This is a genomic window from Serratia sp. LS-1 (assembly GCF_003719595.1).
GTDB classification, from domain to species: Bacteria; Pseudomonadota; Gammaproteobacteria; order Enterobacterales; family Enterobacteriaceae; genus Serratia; species Serratia ureilytica.
In genome coordinates this window covers 3,551,319-3,573,938 of record NZ_CP033504.1, presented here as the reverse complement: position 1 = coordinate 3,573,938, position 22,620 = coordinate 3,551,319, and the positions used below count along the sequence as shown (strand labels likewise).

23 protein-coding genes and 1 tRNA gene are annotated in these 22,620 nt (G+C 60.5%); 16 read left to right on the top strand and 8 right to left on the bottom strand.

Annotated features, from left to right (window positions below; translation table 11 throughout):
- Position 1 precedes the first annotated feature (1 nt).
- From EDY99_RS17080 to rbsK, 6 genes are read left to right on the top strand one after another with little or no spacing between them, the layout of a single operon-like run.
- Positions 2–1,519: a sugar ABC transporter ATP-binding protein gene (locus EDY99_RS17080; RefSeq protein WP_033644760.1), complete on the top strand. Its 1,518-nt coding sequence runs from the start codon at positions 2–4 to the stop codon at positions 1,517–1,519.
- Positions 1,512–2,498, top strand: coding sequence for an ABC transporter permease (locus tag EDY99_RS17075; protein ID WP_033652174.1), 987 nt, complete (start codon positions 1,512–1,514; stop codon positions 2,496–2,498). The genes EDY99_RS17080 and EDY99_RS17075 overlap by 8 nt, the downstream gene beginning before the upstream one ends.
- Before the next feature lie 10 nt (positions 2,499–2,508).
- On the top strand, positions 2,509–3,543 hold the full coding sequence (locus tag EDY99_RS17070) for an ABC transporter permease (protein ID WP_033652172.1): 1,035 nt from the start codon (positions 2,509–2,511) through the stop codon (positions 3,541–3,543).
- Positions 3,544–3,573: 30 nt separating this feature from the next.
- On the top strand, positions 3,574–4,245 hold the full coding sequence (gene alsE / locus EDY99_RS17065) for a D-allulose 6-phosphate 3-epimerase (RefSeq protein WP_033644765.1): 672 nt from the start codon (positions 3,574–3,576) through the stop codon (positions 4,243–4,245).
- A 10-nt stretch (positions 4,246–4,255) separates the two neighbouring features.
- Positions 4,256–5,164 (top strand): allose kinase, encoded by a 909-nt coding sequence (alsK, locus tag EDY99_RS17060; protein WP_123061951.1) that lies wholly within the window; start codon positions 4,256–4,258, stop codon positions 5,162–5,164.
- The gene (gene rbsK, locus EDY99_RS17055; RefSeq protein WP_033644768.1) at positions 5,161–6,087 is read left to right on the top strand and encodes a ribokinase; all 927 of its coding nucleotides are present in this window, start codon (positions 5,161–5,163) and stop codon (positions 6,085–6,087) included. The genes alsK and rbsK overlap by 4 nt, the downstream gene beginning before the upstream one ends.
- Positions 6,088–6,127: 40 nt before the next feature.
- On the opposite strand, the gene EDY99_RS17050 is transcribed toward rbsK, so the two are convergent.
- Positions 6,128–6,736 carry an HD family hydrolase gene (locus EDY99_RS17050; RefSeq protein WP_047573791.1) on the bottom strand — a complete coding sequence of 203 codons (609 nt, stop codon included), beginning with the start codon at positions 6,734–6,736 and terminating at the stop codon, positions 6,128–6,130.
- A 183-nt stretch (positions 6,737–6,919) separates the two neighbouring features.
- Here EDY99_RS17050 and EDY99_RS17045 point away from each other — a divergent pair, with 183 nt between their 5' ends.
- Positions 6,920–7,594 (top strand): hemolysin III family protein, encoded by a 675-nt coding sequence (locus EDY99_RS17045; RefSeq protein WP_123061950.1) that lies wholly within the window; start codon positions 6,920–6,922, stop codon positions 7,592–7,594.
- Between the two features lie 150 nt (positions 7,595–7,744).
- Positions 7,745–8,242, top strand: a complete 498-nt coding sequence (locus tag EDY99_RS17040; protein ID WP_060422863.1) for a DUF2165 family protein — start codon at positions 7,745–7,747, stop codon at positions 8,240–8,242.
- A 38-nt stretch (positions 8,243–8,280) separates the two neighbouring features.
- On the opposite strand, the gene ygfZ is transcribed toward EDY99_RS17040, so the two are convergent.
- Positions 8,281–9,273, bottom strand: a complete 993-nt coding sequence (gene ygfZ / locus EDY99_RS17035) for a tRNA-modifying protein YgfZ (protein ID WP_099783413.1) — start codon at positions 9,271–9,273, stop codon at positions 8,281–8,283.
- A 320-nt stretch (positions 9,274–9,593) separates the two neighbouring features.
- Between ygfZ and sdhE the strand changes: the two genes are divergently transcribed.
- Complete coding sequence (gene sdhE, locus EDY99_RS17030; protein WP_019455657.1) at positions 9,594–9,860, top strand: FAD assembly factor SdhE; 267 nt, start codon at positions 9,594–9,596, stop codon at positions 9,858–9,860.
- A complete protein-coding gene (locus tag EDY99_RS17025) occupies positions 9,841–10,263 on the top strand; it encodes a protein YgfX (RefSeq protein ID WP_042785308.1) in 423 nt (140 codons plus the stop codon). Before sdhE ends, EDY99_RS17025 begins: the two co-directional genes overlap by 20 nt.
- Before the next feature lie 65 nt (positions 10,264–10,328).
- On the opposite strand, the gene fldB is transcribed toward EDY99_RS17025, so the two are convergent.
- On the bottom strand, positions 10,329–10,847 hold the full coding sequence (fldB, locus tag EDY99_RS17020; RefSeq protein ID WP_033635825.1) for a flavodoxin FldB: 519 nt from the start codon (positions 10,845–10,847) through the stop codon (positions 10,329–10,331).
- 106 nt (positions 10,848–10,953) lie between these two features.
- Here fldB and xerD point away from each other — a divergent pair, with 106 nt between their 5' ends.
- The 6 genes from xerD to EDY99_RS16990 all read left to right on the top strand — a co-directional run bounded on the left by xerD (position 10,954) and on the right by EDY99_RS16990 (position 17,351).
- On the top strand, positions 10,954–11,853 hold the full coding sequence (gene xerD / locus EDY99_RS17015; protein WP_033644935.1) for a site-specific tyrosine recombinase XerD: 900 nt from the start codon (positions 10,954–10,956) through the stop codon (positions 11,851–11,853).
- A gap of 26 nt (positions 11,854–11,879) precedes the next feature.
- Positions 11,880–12,596, top strand: coding sequence for a bifunctional protein-disulfide isomerase/oxidoreductase DsbC (gene dsbC / locus EDY99_RS17010; protein ID WP_123061949.1), 717 nt, complete (start codon positions 11,880–11,882; stop codon positions 12,594–12,596).
- Between the two features lie 6 nt (positions 12,597–12,602).
- Positions 12,603–14,336, top strand: coding sequence for a single-stranded-DNA-specific exonuclease RecJ (gene recJ, locus EDY99_RS17005; RefSeq protein ID WP_122017015.1), 1,734 nt, complete (start codon positions 12,603–12,605; stop codon positions 14,334–14,336).
- A gap of 168 nt (positions 14,337–14,504) precedes the next feature.
- Positions 14,505–15,603, top strand: a protein-coding gene (gene prfB, locus EDY99_RS17000) for a peptide chain release factor 2 (protein WP_099783420.1) whose coding sequence is annotated in 2 segments (ribosomal slippage) — positions 14,505–14,579 and positions 14,581–15,603 — 1,098 coding nt in all. Because the reading frame shifts where the segments join, the coding sequence is not laid out codon by codon here.
- A 9-nt stretch (positions 15,604–15,612) separates the two neighbouring features.
- Entirely contained in the window at positions 15,613–17,130 is a 1,518-nt protein-coding gene (gene lysS, locus EDY99_RS16995; RefSeq protein WP_004931697.1) for a lysine--tRNA ligase, read from the top strand.
- A 147-nt stretch (positions 17,131–17,277) separates the two neighbouring features.
- A tRNA-Gly gene (locus EDY99_RS16990) sits at positions 17,278–17,351 on the top strand.
- A 167-nt stretch (positions 17,352–17,518) separates the two neighbouring features.
- On the opposite strand, the gene EDY99_RS16985 is transcribed toward EDY99_RS16990, so the two are convergent.
- From EDY99_RS16985 to EDY99_RS16965, 5 genes are all read right to left on the bottom strand, one after another.
- Positions 17,519–19,516: a choline BCCT transporter BetT gene (locus EDY99_RS16985; protein ID WP_033652163.1), complete on the bottom strand. Its 1,998-nt coding sequence runs from the start codon at positions 19,514–19,516 to the stop codon at positions 17,519–17,521.
- A gap of 164 nt (positions 19,517–19,680) precedes the next feature.
- Positions 19,681–20,028: a hypothetical protein gene (locus tag EDY99_RS16980; protein ID WP_052752701.1), complete on the bottom strand. Its 348-nt coding sequence runs from the start codon at positions 20,026–20,028 to the stop codon at positions 19,681–19,683.
- Positions 20,029–20,177: 149 nt separating this feature from the next.
- On the bottom strand, positions 20,178–21,410 hold the full coding sequence (locus EDY99_RS16975; RefSeq protein WP_101453762.1) for a cysteine desulfurase-like protein: 1,233 nt from the start codon (positions 21,408–21,410) through the stop codon (positions 20,178–20,180).
- Complete coding sequence (locus EDY99_RS16970) at positions 21,407–22,021, bottom strand: 2OG-Fe dioxygenase family protein (protein WP_223524591.1); 615 nt, start codon at positions 22,019–22,021, stop codon at positions 21,407–21,409. The genes EDY99_RS16975 and EDY99_RS16970 overlap by 4 nt, the downstream gene beginning before the upstream one ends.
- A gap of 259 nt (positions 22,022–22,280) precedes the next feature.
- Entirely contained in the window at positions 22,281–22,619 is a 339-nt protein-coding gene (locus tag EDY99_RS16965; RefSeq protein ID WP_033644790.1) for a hypothetical protein, read from the bottom strand.
- Between the last annotated feature and the right edge of the window lies 1 nt (position 22,620).

Genomic DNA, 22,620 nt, shown 5'->3' with positions numbered 1-22,620 from the left:
CATGGCGATTTCCGGCAATACGGCAACGAGGGGCGCGCCGCTTATCGAACTGCAACAGCTGTCGATGACCTTCGGCGGGCAGCGCGCGCTGAACGATATTTCATTGGCGCTGATGCCGGGGGAGGTGCACTGCCTGGCCGGCACCAATGGCTGCGGCAAGAGTACGTTGATCAAGGCGATCGCCGGCGTGTATCAACCGGATGACGGCAGCCGCATTACCTTCGATGGGCAAACCTTCGGCCGGCTATCGCCGGATCAGGCGCGCGCCTTCGGCATTCAGGTGATCTATCAGGATCTGTCGCTGTTTCCCAACCTGACGGTGGCGGAAAACATCGCCTTTGAGCACAACCTGCACGGGCTATTGGGATGGCACCGCCCGGCGAGGCTGCGGCGCACCGCCGAGCGCCTGCTGCAGGAGCTGAATTTCAATCTCGATCTCGACAAACCGGTAGCGGAACTGCCGATCGCCCAGCGCCAGCAGGTGGCGATTTGCCGCGCGCTGGTGGCGCAGGCACGGCTGGTGATCATGGATGAACCGACCGCCTCGCTGACCCGCACCGAGGTCAATCAGCTGCTGCGCACGGTGGATTATTTGAAAGCGCAGGGCATCTGCGTGGTGTTCGTCAGCCACCGGCTGGACGAGGTGCTGGAGATCTCCGATCGCGTCACGGTGATCCGCGACGGCAACAAGATCGGCACCTGGCCGGCGGCGGAGATCACCGGCGATCGCCTGACCGAATTGATGACCGGCCTGACGCTGGACTATCGCCTGAAGTCACCGAGCATGAATAAGGATCGGGTGATGCTGGAGGCGGATCGTCTCAGCCGCGCCGGGCAGTATCACGATGTCAGCTTCCGCCTGCATCAGGGCGAGGTGCTCGGGCTGTGCGGACTGCTCGGCTCCGGGCGCACCGAGCTGGCGCTGAGCCTGTTCGGCATGACCCGGCCGGACAGCGGCAAGCTTTACCTCGACAGCAAACCGGTGCGCTTTCGCGGCCATGAGGACGCGATCAGGGCCGGCATCGGTTATGTCTCGGAGGATCGCCTGACGCTGGGGCTGGTGCAGCAACAGTCGGTGGCGGACAACGCGGTGCTGACCATTCTCGATAAGCTGCGCGGGCGTTTTCGCCTGATCGACGATTACCGCAAGAATCGCATCGTCGCGGAGTGGATCGCCAAACTCGGCGTGCGGGTGGCGGATCCGGATCAGGCGGTTTCGACGCTGTCCGGCGGTAATCAGCAAAAGATCGTGCTGGCCAAGTGGGTGCTGACCCAACCGCGGATCCTGATCCTCGACTCGCCGACCGTCGGTGTCGACGTCGGCGCCAAGGCCAGCATCTACCAACTGATCCATCTGCTGGCGCAGGAGGGGATCGCGATTCTGCTGATCTCCGACGAGGTGCCCGAGGTGTATTACAACTGCGATCGGGTGCTGCACTTCAGCGGCGGCAGCGTGATCGGCGAGTACCTGCCGGAGCAGGTGAGCCAGCAGCAGCTGGCGGAGGCGGTTAATGCGTAGATTCAGTCTGAAACCGCGCGGCAACGAAGGCTACCTGGCCTGGGTGCTGCTGCTGACGGTCATCGTCTTTTCGCTGCTCAGCGATCAGTTTTTGACGGTGCAAAACCTGCTCGATCTCAGCGAAAGCTACGCGGTGAGCGGCATATTCGCTCTCGGCCTGTTCGTGGTGCTGGTGACCGGCGGCATCGACATTTCCTTCGCCGCAGTCGCCTCGGTGGTGCAGTACCTGATCGCCACGCTGGCGACGCATTACGGCCTGGCCAGCCCGACGGGCAGTATTTTGCTGGCGTTGGCGATCGGCGCCGCGCTCGGCATGGTCAACGCGCTGTTGATCTACTGCCTGCGCATCGTCTCGATCATCGTCACCATCAGCATGCAGGCGTTGTTGTTCGGCATGCTGATGTGGCTGACCAACGGCCGCAGCCTGTACGCATTGCCGGACTGGTGGACGCTGCCGCGCAGCGTGCTGCCGTTCCAACTGGGTGAGCAGAGCTATCAGCTCGGTTTGCCGACGCTGGTGATGCTGGCGGTGGCGCTGCTGACCTGGCTGCTGCTGAACAAAACGCACCTCGGGCGCCAGCTGTTTGCCGTGGGCGGGGATGCGGAGTCGGCGCGGCGCATCGGCATCCGCGTCGGCCTGCTGCATCTGTTCGCCTATGGCTATCTGGGCGCGATGGCGGCGATCGGCGGCCTGGTGCAGGTGTATCGCATGGGGGAAGTGGTGCCCAACGCGCTGGTGGGCGGCGAGCTCGACGTGCTGGCGGCGGCGGTGCTGGGTGGCGCCAGCCTGAACGGCGGCAAGGGCAGCGTTGTCGGCACGCTGATGGGGGTGTTCCTGATCGGCGTGCTGAAAAACGGCCTCAACCTGATCGGCGTGTCCAGCTACTTCATGAACGTGGTGATCGGTCTGGTGATCGTCGCGGCGATCACCGTCACTCACTACAAGAAACGCAAAGAAACCGACGTCGGTTTCGCCTGAGGAGCGCTTGATGGGCAACAACCTGAAATTTCGTCCGGACGGGGCCGCCGTCGGTTTGCTGGCCTTGCTGCTGGCGGTGGTGCTCGCCTTCAGCCTGCTGATGCCGGGGCGCTTCTTCAGCGGCGCCACCTTCACCAGCGTGGCCTTCCAGCTGCCGGAGCTGGGTCTGCTGACGCTGGCGATGTTCATCCCGATCCTCAGCGGCGGCCTGAACCTGTGCATTATCGCCAGCGCCAACCTGACCAGCCTGCTGATGGCCTGGCTGTTCATCAGCTACCTGCCGGCGGACGCCGGGCTGGGCTTGCAGGCGCTGTGGCTGGCCTTGGCGCTGGCGGCGGCGATGCTGCTGGCCGGGCTTATCGGCGCGGCGACCGGCGCACTGGTGGCCTACGTCGGCGCGCACCCGATTCTGGTGACGCTGGCCACCATGACCACGGTCAACGGTATCGGCATCTACCTGACGCGCGGCGCAGCCCTGAGCGGCATGCCGGAGATCGTGCGGTTTATCGGCGCCGAGAGCGTGCTGGGCGTGCCGGTGCCACTGTGGATCTTCCTGGCGGTCGCCGCCTTGCTGGCGCTGTTCCTGCAGAAAACCCGGCTCGGCAAATGCATCTACATGAGCGGCAGCAACATCAACGCCACCCATTTCAGCGGCGTGAATACTCATCGGGTGCTGATCGCCATTTACACCCTCTCCAGCCTGCTGTGCGTCATTGCCGGGCTGGTGATGATGGCGCGCTTCAACTCGGCGCGCATGGGCTACGGCGACTCTTACCTGCTGCTCACGGTGCTGGCGATCATTCTGGGCGGCACCGATCCGTTCGGCGGTTTTGGCCGGGTCAGCGGCGTGGTGCTGGCGCTAATCGTGCTACAGGTGATCGCGACCGGTTTGAATCTGATGAACGTCAGCCCGCATTTCAGTCTGGCGATGTGGGGCGCCGTGCTGATCGCGGTGCTGGCGCTGAAGTTTTTCCGGCATCGCTATCGGCAGCGGCGGGCGATGCGCCGCAGCGCGGCCCAGGCCAGAACCGCGGCGGGCCACTGATCCTTTTCCCTTTTGCGCAGGATAACGCTAATGAAATACCAGATTTCGCCTTCACTGATGTGCATGAACCTGATGGATATCCGCCAGCAATTGGCGGTGCTGAACCGCCGCGCCGATATGCTGCATATCGACATCATGGACGGGCATTACGTTAAAAACATCACGCTGTCGCCGTTCTTTATCGAACAGATCCGCCCGCACACTTCGTTGTTGCTGGATGTGCATCTGATGGTGGAGAACCCGACCGACTTTATCGAGCCAATCGCCCGCGCCGGCGCGGACTTTATCTGCCCGCACGCTGAAACCATCAACCGCGACGCGTTTCGGGTGATCAATCAAATCCGCGCGCTGGGCAAAAAAGTGGGGGTGGTGCTGAACCCGGCCACGCCGGTGGAGTTTATTCGCCACTACCTTCACCTGCTGGACAAGGTCACCGTCATGACCGTCGATCCGGGCTATGCCGGGCAGCCGTTCATTCCCGAGATGCTGGAAAAGATCCGCCAATTGCGCGATCTGAAAAGCCAACAAAATCTGCGCTATCTGATCGAGATCGACGGATCCTGCAACCAGCGCACTTACCGCGATCTGATGGGTGCCGGTGCAGAAGTGTTGATCGTCGGCAGCTCCGGGCTGTTCAATCTCGATCCGGATCTGGAGACGGCATGGGAAAAAATGCTGGATCAGATGCGGCAGGCGGCCTGAGGCGGGGGACATGATGCGGTATTTTCTTGGCGTTGACGTCGGCGGCACCAATACCCGCCTGCTGTTGATGGATGATGAAGGTGAATTCAGCGGTTACCGCAAGATAGCGACCGCCGACTGGGCGCGGCAGGCCGATCCGCTGGCGGCGTTGGGCCGGCTGATCGCCGGGCATTGCCAAGATCGTCAGGTGGCGCAGGTGATGCTGGGGCTGCCGGGGATCCTCAGCCGCGATCGCTCACGGGTGCTGTCGCTGCCGTTTATCCCGGCGCTGGACACTCAGCCGGTGGCGGCGCTGTTGGCCGATTTGCTGGCGCTGCCGGTGCGAATGGACAAGGACGTCAATCATCTGCTGTGGTGGGATCTGCAGCAGCTGCCTGCGTTGCCGCAGGTGGCGGTCGGGCTGTATCTGGGCACCGGCATGGGCAACAGCCTGTGGCTGAACGGCGATTTTTACCACGGCGCGCACGGCGCCGCCGGCGAGCTGGGGCACATTCCCTGGCCGGGCCATCAGGGCGAATGCCCGTGCGGTAAACGGGGCTGCGTCGAGAGTCTGACGTCCGGTCACTGGCTAACCGGCTGGGCGCGCGCCAACGCGGCGCAAACGCCGTTCGACCGGTTGTTCGAACGCCACGGCGATCATCCTGATCTGCAGCGCTTCGTCGAGCGATTGGCGCAGACCATCGCCGTCGAAATGAACGTGATCGACCCCCAGCGCCTGATCCTGGGCGGCGGCGTGATCGCCATGCGCGGTTTTCCGCTGGCGCGGCTGGAGCAAGAGATCTGCCGTCATCTGCGCGCGCCGCAGCCGGCGCAGGGGCTGACGATCTCCGTCAGCCGCCTCAGCGATGAAACCGGCAGCAAAGGCGCCTGTCTGGCCGCCCGGCGCCACCTCCAATTGAGCAGGGAGTACCAGCAATGAAAGGCAAAGTCTGCGTGTTCGGTTCGTTCAACCTGGATATCGTCGCCGGCATGGCGCGCTTTCCGCAGCCCGGCGAATCGCTGATCGCCCGCAACAGCATGATGGGGGCGGGCGGCAAGGGTGCCAACCAGGCGACCGCCGCGCTGCGCGCCGGAGCGCGGGTGCATTATATCGGCAAGGTGGGACGCGACGACTTCGGCACGTTCGCCCGGCGCCACCTCGCCGCCGCCGGTTTCGATGCGGTGACGCTGTTCTCTACCGGCGATTGCCCCACCGGCAATGCGCTTATCTACGTTGCCGGCGAGGATGCGGAAAACATGATCGCCGTCGATCCCGGCGCCAACCTGACGGTCAGCGAAGACGAGGTGCGTCAGTGCCGGCCGGCGATCGCCGCGGCGGATATTCTACTGACTCAATTGGAGAACAACCTGCCGGCGATCGAGCAGGTGATCGCCATTGCCCGCGAAGCGCAAACGTTCATCATACTCAACCCGGCGCCGTTTCAGCCGGTGCCGGACAGCCTGTTGGCGCAGGTCGATCTGCTGACGCCCAACGCCACCGAGTGCACGTTGCTGACCGGCGTGCCGGTGCGCGATGTGGCTTCGGCGCGCCAGGCGGCGCAGGTGTTGCACGCCAAGGGCATTCGTTTGCTGATCGTGACGTTGGGCACGCAAGGGGCGTTGTTCTCGGACGGGGAAAACAGCGAACTGATCCCGGCGTTTCCGGCACAGCCGAAAGACACCACCGGCGCGGGCGATGCGTTTAACGGCGCCCTGGCGGCGCAGCTGGCGAATCAGGTGCCGTTAGCCGAGGCGGTGCGCTTTGCCGCCGCCTATGCGGCGGTCTGCGTGGAGCGCGCCGGTGCGGCGGGATCGATGCCGAGCTATGAGGAGGCGTTGGAACGCCAACGGACGTTCGCGTGACGATAACGGGCTGCGGCGCGGAGGCGGCAGCCCGGTTCCCTTATTTCAACCAGCCTTTGCGCTGCGCGTCCCGCAGATGTTGCTCCAGGTGGCGCCACAGCTCGGGATGCACGTCGGCGATCGCCGCATTGCGCGACAGTACCTGCTCCAGGCTGATGCCGTTTTCCACCCAGCTCTGGCCTTCGTTGTGCAGGTTCATCAGCATCGGCATGGTGCGATCCAGCAACAAGGCGAAGCGGGCATCGGCGCTTTCGCCATCTTCATACTCCTGCCATAAAGCGGTGAAATACTCGCGCTGTGTCTGCGGCAGCATGCCGAACAGACGGCGCGCCGCCGCCACTTCCTGATCGTGGATCGCCGCGCGGGCGGCCAGATCGTAGACCAGTACGTCACCGGCGTCGATTTCCACGATGTCATGCAGCAGCGCCATCTGGATCACGCGCTGAATGTCTACGTCATCACCGGCGTACGGGGCCAGGCTCATGGCGGCGATGGCGAAGTGCCAACTGTGTTCGGCGGAGTTTTCCTGGCGCTGGGTGCCCAGCACTTTGGTGCGGCGTTGCACGCCTTTCAACTTATCGATTTCCATCAGGAACTGGATGGCCTGGGTCATTGAACCGAAATCTAACGCGGGTACAGCGGATGACATGGTGTAAACCTCAAGGTGGGTGGGTTGAAGCCTGACGATTGTAGACCACCGGGCAGGGGATTTCGATGGTTACACGCGTTCACATTTTTATTTTAGCGTACACGTGTACACTGGAATTATTCTCAGTTAAGCTGCTTTGCGTTAATTTCGAACAAAGCAGGGCATTTTGAGGGGTTGCGCGTTATGGGGAAAACGGACGTAGTGAAAGCCGGGACCAATAAGATTGTCGCCGCGGCTTATCCGTGGGCGGAAGAGATCGCCAACAGCATCAGCCACGGCATCGGGCTGGTGTTCGGCATCGTCGGCCTGGTGTTGCTGTTGGTGCAGGCGGTGAATACCGGCGCCGATGCGACGGCCATCACCAGTTACAGCCTGTACGGCGGCAGCATGATCCTGCTGTTTCTCGCTTCCACGCTGTACCATGCGATCCCGCATCAGAAGGCCAAGCATTGGCTGAAAAAATTTGACCACTGCGCCATTTATCTCCTGATTGCCGGGACTTACACCCCGTTTTTGCTGGTGGGGCTGGATTCGCCGCTGGCGAAGGGCCTGATGGCGGTAATCTGGGGGTTGGCGCTGATCGGCGTGCTGTTCAAGCTGGCCTTCGCCCACCGTTTTGAAGCCCTGTCGCTGGTGACCTACCTGACGATGGGCTGGCTGTCGCTGATCGTGATTTATCAGTTGGTCACGCGGCTGGAGGCCGGCGGCGTCACGCTGCTGGCGATAGGCGGGGTGGTCTATACCCTCGGCGTGATTTTCTACGCCTCCAAGCGCATCCGCTTTGGCCACGCCATCTGGCACGGCTTCGTGCTCGGCGGCAGCGCCTGCCATTTCATGGCGATCTATCTCTACGTCTAAACGTTATCGCTACGTCTGAATGCGTATTGAACAGGCGCCTCTTTTGTTTTAAAAAAGAGGCGCTTGCTTCTTTCGGGTATCCAGCAAGCCCGTTCTTTCATTTCTGAGCCCGCATACTCTTTCTCTTAACTTTGTTCAGGACTCATCACGATGATCGTTCGCTTATCCAAAGCGCTGCTGGTCTGCGCTATCGCTTTGTTCGCTTCGCTGGTGGCCTTCGGCAATATCACCGATTACGGCTCCAACTTCGCCTTTGTGCGCCATGTCTTTATGATGGACACCATTTTTCCCGACGCCACCATTGGCTACCGTTCGATACAGACGCCGTGGCTGCATCACGCCGGCTATATCTTCATCATCGCGCTGGAGAGCCTGACCGCGCTGCTGTGCTGGATCGGCGGCCTGCGCCTGCTGTGCGGCCTGAAACTGCCCGCTAAAACCTTCAACGGCCGGAAAAAACTGGCGGTAGTGGGGCTGACGCTGGGCTTCCTCACCTGGCAGGTCGGCTTTATGTCGATTGGGGGAGAGTGGTTTGGCATGTGGATGTCGAAACAATGGAACGGCGTGCCCGATGCGTTTCGCTTCTTCGTCACCATCATCCTGGTGCTGATCTATCTGGTGCAGCGCGACGGGGAGTTGGACGAGTAACGAAGATGGCCGCAGGCAGGGCGCCTGCGGCCGACGGATTATTTCTCTTCGGCCAGCGAGTAGGGCAACGGTTTGATCGCCAACTGGCTGGCGGCATCGTCGCGTACCCGCAGCTTGCTGTCGGCGTCCAAATCGTTGTTCATCACCACCTGCACCCACAGCGTGCCGTCGGCCAATTGGCTCGACGCCAGTACGGTGCCGGTGCGGCGCCAGTTTTCACCCAGCTGCAGCTCCAGATCTTCCGCCGCCTGCGGGGCGCGAGCGGCTTTACCTTCCAGCCAGTAGAGCGCGCGTTTGTTGGCGCCGCGGAATTTGGCGCGCGCCACCATCTCCTGGCCGGTATAGCAGCCCTTGCTGAAGCTGATGCCTTCCAGCGCCTGCAGGTTGGTGGCCTGCGGGATCAGCTGCGCGCTGTTGGCGGCGTCGATAACCGGATAACCGGCTTCGATCTCCAGCGCCAGCCACTGGCTGCTGTCATTCAGTTCCGCCTGATCATGCAGTTTGCCGATCAGCTGTTCGGCCACGGCGGGGCGGGTCACCAGCAGAAAACGTTCCGCCGGCGCAGCGAAGTGCAGCAGCGTGGTTTCGCCTTCCTGCACCACCGGGTGCTCGGCACTCGGCAGCGTGGCGAACAGGCCCGCCAGCGCGGCGCGCGCCTGGAAACCGGCGACCCCCAGCAATACCGCGTCATTATCGGCGGCGATGGTGACTTTGGAAAACACCGCATATTTTTTAATTTCAGCCAGTTGGCTGTCCAGCACGCTGCGGCGCTCCAGATAGGCGAAGCCTTCGCCACGGTGGAACAGACGCAGGTTGCTCCACATTTTGCCCTTGGCATCGCAGTGGGCGCACAGCACGTGTTGATCGGCCGCCAGCGCGTCGATGTCCGCCGTCACCTGGCCCTGGAGATATTTCACCGCGTCCGGCCCGTTCAGCGTCACCAGCGCCCAATCTTCCAGCGAGATCAGCGTCAGGGGCAGATGGGTGGAAGCGGAGGGCTGACGGGGTGGGAATGGAATGTTATGCGCCATAGTAAGTTCCTGCTCAACGTTTAGCTTACCTGAAGGGTATTGAACCCATGGTAAAAGAGGCGGCGGGCTTTGCAAACTGTTATTCGCGCCGCGGCGCCGGGGGGCGCTTTTTTTGGCATTTTGCGCTTTATTGCGTTTTCCGCCACAAAGCGCCTTCCCGGCGTGTATGTCAAATTGTTACTCTATAGGCTTGCGGCCAGGGCACCCTTGCAGACAGATCCCCGGTTGATGGAATTATATTGCGACGGCGTTGCCATACAGTGTGTCATTTGAACCCTGCGCTGGCGCTGCCGCGCTGAAAAGAGGTGAGTCATAACAACATGGATATTAACAACAAAGCACGTATTCACTGGGCTTGCCGTCGTGGCATGCGCGAGCTGGACATCTCCATCATGCCGTTCTTCGAATACGAATACGACAGCCTGAATGACGCGGACAAGGCGCTGTTCATCCGTCTGCTCGAGTGCGACGATCCCGATTTGTTCAACTGGCTGATGAATCATGGCGCGCCGCAGGACAGCGAGCTGCAAAGAATGGTGACCCTGATCCAAACGCGAAATAAAGATCGTGGCCCAGTGGCGATGTGATATCCGCATTTCCTGGCGCACCCAGCTGTTCTCTCTGTTGACCCACGGCGTCCTGATCCTGCTGATCCTGATTTCGCCCTGGCCGGAAGGCTTTGGTCCGCTCTGGCTGGTGTTGCTGACGCTGGTGGTGTTTCAGTGCATTCGCAGCCAGAAGCGCATCGCTGCGGTGCAGGGTGAACTGCGGCTGCTGGCGGACAGGCGTTTCAGTTGGCACGGCCGAGAATGGCGGCTGGCGAAAAAGCCCTGGATGCCGGGCTACGGCCTGCTGCTGACGTTACAGCCTATGGAGGGCAAAAAGCGCCGTCGGCTGTGGCTGGCTTCCGACTGCATGAGCAAAGAGGAGTGGCGCCACCTGCGGCAGCTGTTGCTGTATCCGCCGGCGGGTGACGGCGAACAAGACTGATAGGGGGCGCCGGCGCGAATCATGTCGCCGGCGCTCGGCGTTTGGGGAAGATCGCCCGATAGCGGCTACAGCAGCGGCTCCATCTCCAACAGGATCTGTTCGCACCATTGCTGCAGGCGCTCTTCGCTCAGGTCGTATTGGTTGACCTCATCGAGCGCCAGGCCGACGAAGTGTTTGCCGTCGGCGCTCAGCGGTTTGGGGCTGGTGAACTCGAAGCCCTCGGTTGGCCAGAAGCCGATGAACTGCACGCCCAGCGGCGCGATGTGATCGTGCAGCATGCCCAGCGCGTCGAGGAACCACTCGCCGTAACCGAGCTGATCGCCCATGCCGTACATGGCGACGATCTTGCCTTTCAGATCCAGCGCCGGCAGCTGCGGCCAGATCGCTTCCCAGTCTTCCTGCAGTTCGCCGAAATCCCAGGTCGGGATGCCGAGGATGAGAATGGAATAGTCCTCCATCAGCTTGGGCGAGACGTCTTTCAGGTTGTGCAGGTCGACCAGGTCTTCACCCAGAATCTCACGGATTTTTTCTGCCGCCATCTCGGTGTAGCAGGTGCTGGAGCCGTAAAACAGACCAATCTTCATGTGTAAACCGTTACGTTGCTGTTTAGAGAATTGCAGCGAGTATACCTGATTTGCGTCGGCTTAAGGCATAATGGCGCGGGTGGAAATGCAACGAAGAGAGGACCGCGTGCAACAGCAAGACAATGCGCTGATTGAGCAATTCCTGGATGCGCTGTGGCTTGAGCGCAATCTGGCGGAAAATACGCTGGCCTCCTACCGGCTGGATTTGCAGGCCCTGGGCGCCTGGCTTGGCCAGCAAAACACCGACTTGCTGCAGGCGCAGGCCTTGGATCTGCAGGCGTTTCTCGCCGAGCGGGTGGACGGCGGCTACAAGGCCACCAGCTCCGCGCGCTTGCTGAGCGCCATGCGTCGCCTGTTTCAGTATCTGTACCGCGAAAAGCTGCGCGCCGACGATCCCACCGCACAGCTGGCTTCCCCGAAGCTGCCGCAGCGTTTGCCGAAGGATCTGAGCGAGGCGCAGGTCGATGCGCTGCTGCAGGCGCCCTGCGTCGATCAGCCGCTGGAGCTGCGCGACAAGGCGATGCTCGAGGTGTTGTACGCGACCGGGCTGCGGGTCTCTGAGCTGGTGGGGTTGAACATCAGCGATGTCAGCCTGCGTCAGGGCGTGGTGCGGGTGATCGGCAAGGGCAACAAGGAGCGGCTGGTGCCGCTGGGCGAAGAAGCGGTCTACTGGATCGAAAATTATCTGGAGCACGGGCGCCCGTGGCTGGTCAACGGCCAGACGCTGGATGTGCTGTTCCCCAGCAACCGGTGTCAGCAAATGACCCGACAGACGTTCTGGCATCGCATCAAACACTATGCCATCCTTGCGGGCATCGACAGCGAGCGTCTGTCGCCGCACGTGTTGCGGCACGCGTTCGCCACCCATTTGCTGAACCATGGGGCCGATCTCCGTGTCGTACAGATGTTGTTAGGCCACAGCGATCTCTCGACCACGCAAATTTATACTCATGTAGCGACCGAACGACTGAAACAGCTACATCAACAGCATCACCCGCGCGCCTGAGCGGCGGGTTCGAAAGGATTGGAACAATGAAAAAAGGTTTAATGCTGCTCTCTCTGCTGGTGGCTTCGGTGGCTGGCGCCGCCCATGCCGATGACGCGGCGATCAAAAAAGCGCTCGCCAGCCTGGGCATTCAGCAGGCGGACGTGCAGCCTTCGCCGGTCAACGGCCTGAAAACCGTGCTGACCGACAGCGGCGTGCTGTACGCCTCCGAAGACGGCAAGCACATCCTGCAGGGCCCGCTGTTCGACGTCAGCGGCAAAGAGCCGGTCAACGTGACCAACCAACTGCTGAGCACCAAGATGGAAGTGCTGAAAGATCAGATGATCGTTTACAAAGCGCCGAAAGAGAAACACGTGATCACCGTGTTCACCGATATCACCTGCGGTTACTGTCACAAACTGCATCAGCAGATGAAAGAGTACAACGATCTGGGCATTACCGTGCGTTACCTGGCGTTCCCGCGCCAGGGGCTGGCTTCCCAGGCTGAAAAAGACATGCAGTCGATCTGGTGCACCGCCGACAAGGCCAAGGCGTTCGACGCCGCCATGAAGGGCGACGCCGTTTCTCCGGCGACCTGCAAAACCGACATCAGCAAGCATTACGAGCTGGGCGTGCAGTTCGGCATTCAGGGCACGCCGGCCATCATCTTGGAAAACGGCATGATGATCCCGGGCTATCAGGGGCCGAAAGAGATGGCCGCCATGCTGGACGCGCATCAGGCCGCCACCAAAGCCGGTGGTTAATCGCCGGTGAGTATCAAAACGCAACTACGCCGCCGCCCGGCGGCGGACGACACGCATCTGCCCGCCAGTTTGCCGCCGCTTCTGCGTCGGCTTTACGCCCTGCGCGGCGTGCAGGCTGAGCAAGAGCTGGAGCGCGGCGTCAAAGGCATGCTGCCCTGGCAACAGCTGGACGGCATCGACGACGCCGTCAGCCTGTTGCAGCAAGCGCTGGCAGACGGCCGCCGCATTATGGTGGTGGGCGATTTCGACGCCGACGGCGCCACCAGCACCGCGCTGACGGTGCTGGCGCTGCGCAGCATGGGCGGCGCAGCCGTCGATTATCTGGTGCCAAACCGTTTCGAAGACGGTTACGGCCTGAGCCCCGAAGTGGTGGAGCAGGCGGCGGCGCGCGGCGCAGAACTCATTGTTACCGTCGATAACGGCATCTCCTCCCACGCCGGCGTCGACGTGGCGCACGCCAAAGGCATGCAGGTACTGGTGACCGATCACCACCTGCCGGGCGAGACCCTGCCGGCGGCTGAAGCGATCGTTAACCCCAACCTGCGCGGCTGCGCCTTCCCGTCCAAATCGCTGGCGGGGGTAGGCGTGGCGTTCTACCTGATGCTGGCGCTGCGCGCCCGGCTGCGGGACAGCGGCTGGTTCGAGCAGCGCACGCTGGCGATGCCGAATCTGGCGGAACTGCTGGATCTGGTGGCGCTCGGCACCGTGGCCGACGTGGTGCCGCTGGACGCCAACAACCGCATTCTGGTGTATCAGGGATTAAACCGCATCCGTGCCGGCAAATGCCGACCGGGCATCCGCGCGCTGCTCGAAGTGGCCAACCGCGACGCCCGCCAACTGGCGGCCAACGATCTCGGTTTCGCCCTCGGCCCGCGGCTCAACGCCGCCGGCAGGCTGGACGACATGTCGATCGGTGTGGCGCTGCTGCTGAGCGACGACATCGCGCAGGCGCGCATGCTGGCCAACGATCTCGATGCGCTGAACCAGACGCGACGCGAGATAGAGCAGGGCATGCAGGTGGAAGCCCTGCAGCTGTGCGATCAGCTGGAGCGCACCAGCACCGAGCTGCCTTACGGGCTGGCGATGTATCATCCGGAATGGCATCAGGGCGTGGTGGGCATCCTCGCTTCGCGCATCAAAGAGCGTTTCCACCGTCCGGTGATCGCTTTCGCGCCGGCGGGCGACGGCATCCTGAAAGGCTCCGGCCGTTCGGTGCCCGGCTTGCACATGCGCGACGCGCTGGAGCGGCTGGATATGCTGAACCCCGGGCTGATGATGAAGTTCGGCGGCCACGCGATGGCGGCCGGGCTGTCGCTGGAAGAGGCCAAATTCGACGAGTTCCGCCAGCGTTTCGGCGAGCTGGTGGGCGAATGGCTCGATCCGGCGATGTTGGAAGGGGTGATCTGGTCCGATGGCGAACTGGCGATGCAGGAGCTGTCGTTGACGACGGCGGAGCTGCTGCGCGAGGGCGGCCCGTGGGGCCAGGCGTTCCCGGAACCGACCTTCGACGGCAAGTTCCGCATCCTGCAGCAGCGGCTGGTGGGTGAGAAACACCTGAAGCTGATGGTGGAACCGCTTGGCGGCGGCCCGTTGCTCGACGGCATCGCGTTCAACGTGGACACCACGCTGTGGCCGGACAGCAGCGTGCGCGAAGTGGAACTGGCCTACAAACTCGACGTCAACGAGTTTCGCGGCAACCGCAACGTGCAACTGCTGATCCAGCACCTTTGGCCGCGCTGAGGCGAAATTGAACACAACTCGGGGATTGGGCTCTCCAATCCCCGGCATCCTTCCCGATCGCCACAAAAACTGACCAACTCGCTATAAACTGCCGCCCGGATCCGTTAGAATTATCGGTTCCAATGGCATTCCGCCATCGACGACATCAACGTAAAAGAACGCAAAACCATGTTTGAAATTAACCCGGTAAAAAACCGAATTCAGGACCTGTCCGAGCGGACTGCGGTTCTTAGGGGGTATCTTTGACTATGATGCCAAGAAGGAACGCCTAGAAGAAGTCAACGCCGAGCTGGAGCAGCCGGACGTTTGGAACGAACCGGAGCGCGCACAGGCGCTCGGCAAAGAGCGCGCCGCGCTGGAAGCCATCGTTGAAACCATCGATCACCTGCAGCAGGGCAGCGAAGACGTCAGCGGTCTGCTGGAGCTGGCGGTGGAAGCCGACGATGAAGAGACCTTCAACGAAGCGGTCGCCGAACTCGATCAACTGATCGCCAAGCTCGAGCAGTTGGAATTCCGCCGCATGTTCTCCGGCGAATACGACAGCGCCGACTGCTATCTGGACATTCAGGCCGGCTCCGGCGGCACCGAAGCGCAAGACTGGGCCAGCATGCTGCTGCGCATGTACCTGCGCTGGGCCGAAGCCAAGGGCTTCAAGACCGAAGTGATCGAAGAGTCCGACGGCGACGTTGCGGGTCTGAAATCGGCCACCATCAAGATCATCGGCGACTACGCGTTCGGCTGGTTGCGCACTGAAACCGGCGTTCACCGCCTGGTGCGCAAGAGCCCGTTCGACTCCGGCGGCCGTCGCCACACCTCGTTCAGCTCGGTGTTCATCTACCCGGAAGTGGACGACGATATCGACATCGATATCAACCCGGCGGATCTGCGCATCGACGTGTACCGCGCCTCCGGTGCGGGCGGTCAGCACGTCAACAAAACCGAATCCGCCGTACGTATTACTCACCTGCCAACCAACATCGTGGTGCAGTGCCAGAACGATCGTTCTCAGCATAAGAACAAGGATCAAGCGTTTAAACAGCTGCGAGCCAAGCTGTACGAGTTTGAGATGCAAAAGAAAAATGCTGATAAACAGGCGATGGAAGACAACAAGTCCGACATCGGCTGGGGCAGCCAAATCCGTTCTTACGTGCTGGATGACTCCCGCATCAAGGATTTGCGCACCAACGTCGAAACGCGTAACACGCAGGCCGTACTGGATGGCGACCTGGATAAATTCATTGAGGCAAGTTTGAAAGCCGGGTTATGAGGAATAGAAATGTCTGAACAACAAGTACAGGGCGCCGATCAGGCGCTGGATCTCAATAACGAGCTGCAGTCCCGCCGCGAGAAACTGGCCGGCCTGCGTGAGAACGGCATTGCGTTCCCGAACGACTTCCGTCGCGACTCCACCTCCGACAAACTGCACGCCGCGTACGGCGATAAAGACAACGAAGAGCTGGAAGCGCTGGGCGTAGAAGTGACCGTCGCCGGCCGCATGATGACCCGCCGCATTATGGGCAAGGCATCTTTCGTTACGCTGCAGGACGTGGGCGGCCGCATTCAACTGTACGTCGCGCGCGACGATCTGGCTGAAGGCGTGTACAACGAGCAGTTCAAGAAGTGGGACCTGGGCGATATCCTCGGCGCGCGCGGCAAGCTGTTCAAAACCAAGACCGGCGAACTGTCGATCCACTGCACCGAACTGCGTCTGCTGACCAAAGCGCTGCGTCCGCTGCCGGACAAATTCCACGGCCTGGCGGATCAGGAAACCCGTTACCGCCAGCGTTACCTGGATCTGATCGCCAACGAAGAGTCGCGCAACACCTTCAAGGTGCGTTCTCAGGTGATGTCGGCTATCCGTAACTTCATGGTGGAACGCGGCTTCATGGAAGTCGAAACCCCGATGATGCAGGTGATCCCGGGTGGTGCGTCGGCGCGTCCGTTCATCACCCACCACAATGCGCTGGATATCGACATGTACCTGCGCATCGCGCCGGAACTGTATCTGAAGCGTCTGGTGGTCGGCGGCTTTGAGCGCGTGTTCGAAATCAACCGCAACTTCCGTAACGAAGGCGTTTCTCCGCGTCACAACCCAGAGTTCACCATGATGGAACTCTACATGGCTTACGCGGATTACAAAGACCTGATCGAGCTGACCGAGACGCTGTTCCGCACCCTGACCGAGAAAGTGCTGGGCACCTCTCAGGTGCAGTACGGCGACGAAGTGTTCGACTTCGGCAAGCCGTTCGAGAAGCTGACCATGACCGAGGCGATCAAGAAATACCGTCCGGAAACCGATCTGGCTGACCTGGCCGACATGGGCAAAGCGGTGGCCATCGCGGAATCCATCGGCATCAAGGTTGAGAAGAGCTGGGGCCTGGGCCGCGTCGTGACCGAGATCTTCGAAGAAGTGGCGGAAAGCCATCTGATTCAGCCGACCTTCATCACCGAGTACCCGGCTGAAGTGTCGCCGCTGGCGCGCCGCAACGACGTGAACCCGGAAATCACCGACCGCTTCGAGTTCTTCATCGGCGGCCGTGAAATCGGCAACGGCTTCTCCGAGCTGAACGACGCCGAAGACCAGGCGCAGCGCTTCGCCGATCAGGTGAACGCCAAAGACGCCGGCGACGATGAAGCGATGTTCTACGACGAAGACTACGTCACCGCGCTGGAGCACGGCCTGCCGCCGACCGCCGGTCTGGGCATCGGCATCGACCGCATGGTGATGCTGTTCACCAACAGCCACACCATCCGCGACGTGATTCTGTTCCCGGCGATGCGCCCGCAGAAATAATCGCGTTTAGCGTGCAACAACCGGTGCGGGCAACTGCGCCGGTTTTTTTTCGTCTGCAGGACTTAACCGCTTAAAACATCGACAGTTACGCGCCATCTCCGCTTGCCCGCCGCCGATAACCGGTTATAATGCCTGTCGCACACCGATGCGGGTGTAGTTCAATGGTAGAACGGCAGCTTCCCAAGCTGCATACGAGGGTTCGATTCCCTTCACCCGCTCCAGTACCCCCTCATAAAAGCATCCTGATTCTCCAAAACGTTACCCCAACCCAATCCTTTGCACATGTAAGCATTATTTCTGGTCGCCCGCCATCCCACCCGCATCATCAGCGCCGCAGGGAGGAAGGCAGGGCAAAAAAATGCCGCCCCTGGGGACGGCATGTCGGCATTCAGCGCACCAGATGCAAGAAATGCAGATGCTTTTCGTACTGGTCGAGAATATCGTTGATCAACTGCTCCTGATTCCAGCCCATGACATCGTAGTTCTGGCCGCCTTCTTTCAGGTAGATCTCCGCGCGATAATATTTGTGCTGCTCGGCTTGCTGTTCATCATTATCCAGCCCGGCCAGGGCGAAGGTCGGCGAGCTGTAGCCGCGCAGTCTGACTTCATAGATAAAGTTAAGCTCATCGCCTAAATCAACCTCGAAACGAATGCGATCTTCCGCGCCGGTGTTGATACTGCTGAGCGTGCCTTGCTTACTCAGCTCCTCCTGCACCAGCGTCATGGCCGACTGGATGACTTCGTCCATAAAGCGCTTAACCAGCGAGCGCTTTGGCAGATAAGCGATATTACGCAGCCTGCGCTGCCAGGGGATAGGATTGCGGGCGGCGGTAGGGGCGATGGTGGCCATATTCTGGCTGTCACGCTTGGTCAGATCGCGACGCAGCGCTTTAAGCAAACCGTAAATGGATATCAGCAAGATGGCCGAGAAAGGCAGCGCGCTGGCGATGGTGACGGTTTGCAGCGCGCTGAGCCCCCCGGCGATCAGCAAGGCGATGGCGACGATGCCCATCAGCGACGCCCAGAAAATGCGTTGCCATACCGGCGTGTTGCTGGAGCCGCCCGAAGCCAGGGTATCCACGACCATGGCGCCGGAGTCGGCGGACGTGACAAAAAAGACGATAACCATCGCCATGGCGATAAACGAAAGCACGCTGGAGAATGGGAAATGCTCCAGGAAGTTAAACAACGCCAAGGCCACGTCTTGTTGTACCGTAGCGGCGAGATCTGCCGCGCCCTTTTCCATGATGAGGTAAATGGCGCTGTTGCCGAACACGGTCATCCACATGAGGGTGAAGCCGGCCGGGACGAACAGCACGCCCGTGACAAATTCGCGGATGGTTCGGCCGCGGGAAACCCGTGCGATGAACATCCCGACGAAAGGCGACCAGGAGAGCCACCACCCCCAGTAGAGCAGCGTCCATCCGCCTAGCCAGTTGCTGGATTTGGGTTCATAGGCATACAGGTTGAAGGTTTTGCTGACCAGCTCGGACAGATAGCCGCCGGTATTTTCCACAAAGGATTTCAACAGCAAAACGGTTGGCCCCAACAGCAAGACCAAGGCCAGGAGCAACAGCGCCAGGCTGAGGTTCAGCTCCGACAGAAAGCGTATGCCCTTCTCCAGCCCGGAAACCACGGAAATGGTGGCCAGCCCGGTAATCACCACGATTAATATCACCTGAACGGTTTCGTTGATTGGCACGCCAAACAGGTGGTTAAGCCCGGCGTTGACCTGCAATACGCCATAACCCAGCGAGGTCGCGACCCCGAATACGGTGCCGATGACGGCGAAGATATCGACGGCGTGGCCGATAGGGCCATAAATGCGATCGCCGATGATCGGATAAAGCGCGGAGCGCAGGGTCAACGGCAGGCCATGCCGATAGCTGAAGAAGGCCAGAATCAACGCCACGATGGCGTAGATTGCCCAGGCATGCAGCCCCCAGTGGAAAAAGGTCAGGCGCATGGCTTGTTTGGCCGCCTCGATGCTCTCGGGCGTGCCGACCGGCGGCGAGAGATAGTGCATAACCGGTTCTGCCACGCCGAAGAACATCAGACCAATGCCCATCCCCGCCGAAAACAGCATGGCAAACCAGGAGTGATAGCGAAAATCGGGTTGCGCATGATCGGGGCCAAGTTTGATGTCGCCGTAACGAGAAAGCCCCAGAAACGTCACGCTGAGCAATATGAGCGCCACGGCCAAAATATAAAACCAGCTGGCGTTGGTGAAGATTTGTTGCTGCAGAAGCTTGAAGTTTTTGTCAGCGACGTCGGGGAAAAAGGCGGCGAAGGCGACCAGAAGAAAAATGAGGACTGCAGAGGTGAAGAATACCGCTTTGTTGATATGGCTTTGCGGCTTATTTAAGGAGGTGTCTTTCTCACTCATAAATTGATTTATTCCATTTGTTTGATTATCGCCCTGAATGGAGGAAAGGTGGTGACTGTAATATCGTAGCAAAATAGTCGGGCTGGCGCAGGAGGCCGACGCCGCTCTATAGAGCGGAATTACCGCTGTCTCTGTGCGGTAATTCCGAATAATTCACGTTGCCGTTAGTTAAATAAAAAGGCCAATAACCCCGTCACCTTATTCTTATTTTCCCATCCCTCCAATTTCATGCAGGCATTAACGTGTTCTTTTCTGCGCATTTCATTACGGTCCGAAGGAAAAACGACGCCGTGAGTATTGGGGATATCCGCACCGTTGATATTCATGGAGGAGAATACAGGCGAGCGGGTGTCTAAAGACAGGCTCACGGGATAGCGTTGTTCGGCTTCTTGTCGGCAGCTTGCTCTGGCGGCTTCAAGGGGTGTCGGAGCCGCCGTTTGCGCTTCCCACTTTTCCGGCGTAGCGCAGGAAGACATCATCAACGCGGCGGTGATAACGGCATATTTTCTCAACGTAAAAATCCCTTTTCAAAAAAATCCCGCCTATTCTACCCAACCCCTCAAGCAGGGGGAGCGTTATTCACGTTTAACGCCTCCGGCGACACGCACGGCTATTTATGCGGTGTGGCCCGCCGGAAAACCGGTCGGGCCGTTATGGCGCATTAACCGAGGATCTCCTTGGCGAGTATTTCAAACAGCGTATCGATCTCATCAAGGGTGTTGTAGTGCATCATGCCGATGCGCAGCACGCCGCCGTCCTGCAGCCCCAGTTGCTGAATCAGGCCCAGCGCATAGAAATGTCCGCTGCCGGCGCAGATGTTGTGGTGCCCCAGCCGTCGGGCGATCGCGTCGGGCGCCTGGCCGCTGAAGGTCAGGGCGAAGGTCGGCGTGCGGCGTGCGCTGTCCGCCTGCGGATTGCCGTAGAGCCGCACGCCGTCGAGTTGCTGCAGCCGTTGCAAAAAGTGGCGGCACAGCGCCTCTTCATGCCGGTGGTAGGCGGCGAAGCTCTCCTGCAAGCGCTGCCTTAACGGCGCGTCGGGCGTGCCCCACTGCGCCAAATACTCGATAGCGGCCGCGACGCCGGCCAGCGCTTCGAAGCTCTGCGTGCCGGTCTCGAAACGGCCGGGGCCGACGTCAGTGGCCGGCTCGACTTTGTACGGCCGCAGGCGCTGCAGCCACTGCGGTGCGATGTAGGCCATGCCGACGTGCGGGCCAAAGAATTTGTAGGCGGAGCACACCAGGAAGTCACATCCCAACGCCTGCACGTCGATCAGGTTATGCGGCGCGTAATGAACGGCGTCGACATACACCTGTGCGCCCACCCGATGTGCGGCTTCAACGATGGTTTTGATATCGACGATGCTGCCGGTGACGTTGGACGCGTAGCTGACCGCCACCAGACGCGTGTTGGCGTTGATGCGCGCGCACACTTTTGCCGCGTCGAGAGAACAATCGGCGCTCTCCAGCGCTATCTGATGCACCACGGCGCCTTTGTCGGCGGCGGCCTGCTGCCAGCTGGAGACGTTGGCGTAGTGATCCAGCGCGGTGACGATGACCTCATCGCCGTCCCGCCAATCGCGACTGATGATGCGGCTGAGATGAAAGGTCAGCGTGGTCATGTTCATGCCGAAGACGATGTTGTCGGGCGACGGCGCATTTAACAAGGCGCGCACCGATTCGCGCGCCTGACTCATCACCTCGCCGGTAACCCGGCTGGAGAAGTAGTGCCCGCCCAGGTTGGCGTTGTACTTCCCCAGGTAGTCGGTCATTTTTTCCAGCACGCCCCGGGAAACTTGCGCACCGCCGGGGCCGTCGAAAAAGATCGCCGGTTTGCCGTCGATCTGCCGGGACAGGGCGCTGAACTGGCGTCGGGCGAGCTCGGGGGTAAAGGTCATGCTTTCTCTCCCCGAGCGGTGAGGACGAAGAGATCCAGATAGCCTTCTTCATTCGGGCTTACGGTATTGATCGGCGTGGCGTTGTGCCACAGTTTACTGTCCGCCAACAGCACGGCTTCACCGTCGGCCAGCGCTTTTTTGAAGAAAGGATCGTGGCGGCTGTCGTCGTACAGCATGATTTCGCCGCCGACGATATTGTGGCGGTGAATGGCGATCATCGCGATATGGTCGAAACCGTCCTGGTGAATGCCTTCCGGCGCCACCAGCGTATCTTTTTGGATGGCGACCACGCGCATCTGGTGGATCTCTATTTCGGCGCCTTCCGGCAGTTCGTTGTTTTCGGCAAACAGGTTGCACATTTCCGCCATGCCGGCGCTCTGCAGCACGGCGCTGTCGATAGGCTCGAAGCGGCGCACCACGTTGCCCTGGAAATGGTTGATCTGATCCGACTGCATGAAGGTGCGCGGCCCCACTTCGGCGATGTTGGGGTTGAGGTATTTCACGACGGAATAACGGCGCAGGCGATATTTGCCGTCGGCATGTTGCGTGTGGGGCAAGGAAGAAAATGAGGGCATCAGCTCTTGGGTGGCTTGCGGGCTTAGTACAGTCATACTTATTACGTTTTCGTGTTTCTGTAACATAATCACCTCTAATAATAATAATTTCTGATGTTGTAGGGGGTAATTCGATTGAATTGTAGACGACTCTATAACCAACGCAATGTGGGGTTGGCGAGGTGTGATGGCGGTCGTAAAGTGGGGAGAACGCAAAAAGATAACGTGGCGAAAAGTCGGCTGGTGCGGCGGTGAAACGGTGCGGCATCTTGCCCGCACCGGCAGGTATCAAGCGATGGGCGCGTGGCGCTCGTGTTCAGAATGTCTCGAAATAAAGCTCGCGCAACAGCCAGGAGATTTCGTTATTGGTGCGGTTCAGGACGTCTATTCTGTGAACCCCTATCGCTTCTGCGCGCAGGTCGAGCAGCAGGTTGCGAATCTGCCGGAATAACGGGGTTTGCGGGTTGGGTTTGGCCAACTGCTGTCCACACAGTTTGATACCGGCGTCGCAGCCGGTGGCGATGTCCGTCAGGCAGCACGGGCAAGCGGTTTTTTGGCGCGCCATATTGCGGCATTGTTGCCCGATTACCTGGTTGAAGTGGCGTAATTGCAGGCAGACTTCCCGCGAGTTCAACGGTTTGGAATGGGTTGTCATC

What these genes read in the sequence shown, in the direction of transcription:
- EDY99_RS17080 (WP_033644760.1), top strand. Translation starts at nt 2, where the DNA reads ATGGCGATTTCCGGCAATACGGCAACGAGGGGCGCGCCGCTTATCGAA.
- EDY99_RS17075 (WP_033652174.1), top strand. Translation starts at nt 1,512, where the DNA reads ATGCGTAGATTCAGTCTGAAACCGCGCGGCAACGAAGGCTACCTGGCC.
- EDY99_RS17070 (WP_033652172.1), top strand. Translation starts at nt 2,509, where the DNA reads ATGGGCAACAACCTGAAATTTCGTCCGGACGGGGCCGCCGTCGGTTTG.
- alsE (WP_033644765.1), top strand. Translation starts at nt 3,574, where the DNA reads ATGAAATACCAGATTTCGCCTTCACTGATGTGCATGAACCTGATGGAT.
- alsK (WP_123061951.1), top strand. Translation starts at nt 4,256, where the DNA reads ATGATGCGGTATTTTCTTGGCGTTGACGTCGGCGGCACCAATACCCGC.
- rbsK (WP_033644768.1), top strand. Translation starts at nt 5,161, where the DNA reads ATGAAAGGCAAAGTCTGCGTGTTCGGTTCGTTCAACCTGGATATCGTC.
- EDY99_RS17050 (WP_047573791.1), bottom strand. Translation starts at nt 6,736, where the DNA reads ATGTCATCCGCTGTACCCGCGTTAGATTTCGGTTCAATGACCCAGGCC.
- EDY99_RS17045 (WP_123061950.1), top strand. Translation starts at nt 6,920, where the DNA reads ATGGGGAAAACGGACGTAGTGAAAGCCGGGACCAATAAGATTGTCGCC.
- EDY99_RS17040 (WP_060422863.1), top strand. Translation starts at nt 7,745, where the DNA reads ATGATCGTTCGCTTATCCAAAGCGCTGCTGGTCTGCGCTATCGCTTTG.
- ygfZ (WP_099783413.1), bottom strand. Translation starts at nt 9,273, where the DNA reads ATGGCGCATAACATTCCATTCCCACCCCGTCAGCCCTCCGCTTCCACC.
- sdhE (WP_019455657.1), top strand. Translation starts at nt 9,594, where the DNA reads ATGGATATTAACAACAAAGCACGTATTCACTGGGCTTGCCGTCGTGGC.
- fldB (WP_033635825.1), bottom strand. Translation starts at nt 10,847, where the DNA reads ATGAAGATTGGTCTGTTTTACGGCTCCAGCACCTGCTACACCGAGATG.
- dsbC (WP_123061949.1), top strand. Translation starts at nt 11,880, where the DNA reads ATGAAAAAAGGTTTAATGCTGCTCTCTCTGCTGGTGGCTTCGGTGGCT.
- lysS (WP_004931697.1), top strand. Translation starts at nt 15,613, where the DNA reads ATGTCTGAACAACAAGTACAGGGCGCCGATCAGGCGCTGGATCTCAAT.
- EDY99_RS16985 (WP_033652163.1), bottom strand. Translation starts at nt 19,516, where the DNA reads ATGAGTGAGAAAGACACCTCCTTAAATAAGCCGCAAAGCCATATCAAC.
- EDY99_RS16975 (WP_101453762.1), bottom strand. Translation starts at nt 21,410, where the DNA reads ATGACCTTTACCCCCGAGCTCGCCCGACGCCAGTTCAGCGCCCTGTCC.
- EDY99_RS16970 (WP_223524591.1), bottom strand. Translation starts at nt 22,021, where the DNA reads ATGACTGTACTAAGCCCGCAAGCCACCCAAGAGCTGATGCCCTCATTT.
- EDY99_RS16965 (WP_033644790.1), bottom strand. Translation starts at nt 22,619, where the DNA reads ATGACAACCCATTCCAAACCGTTGAACTCGCGGGAAGTCTGCCTGCAA.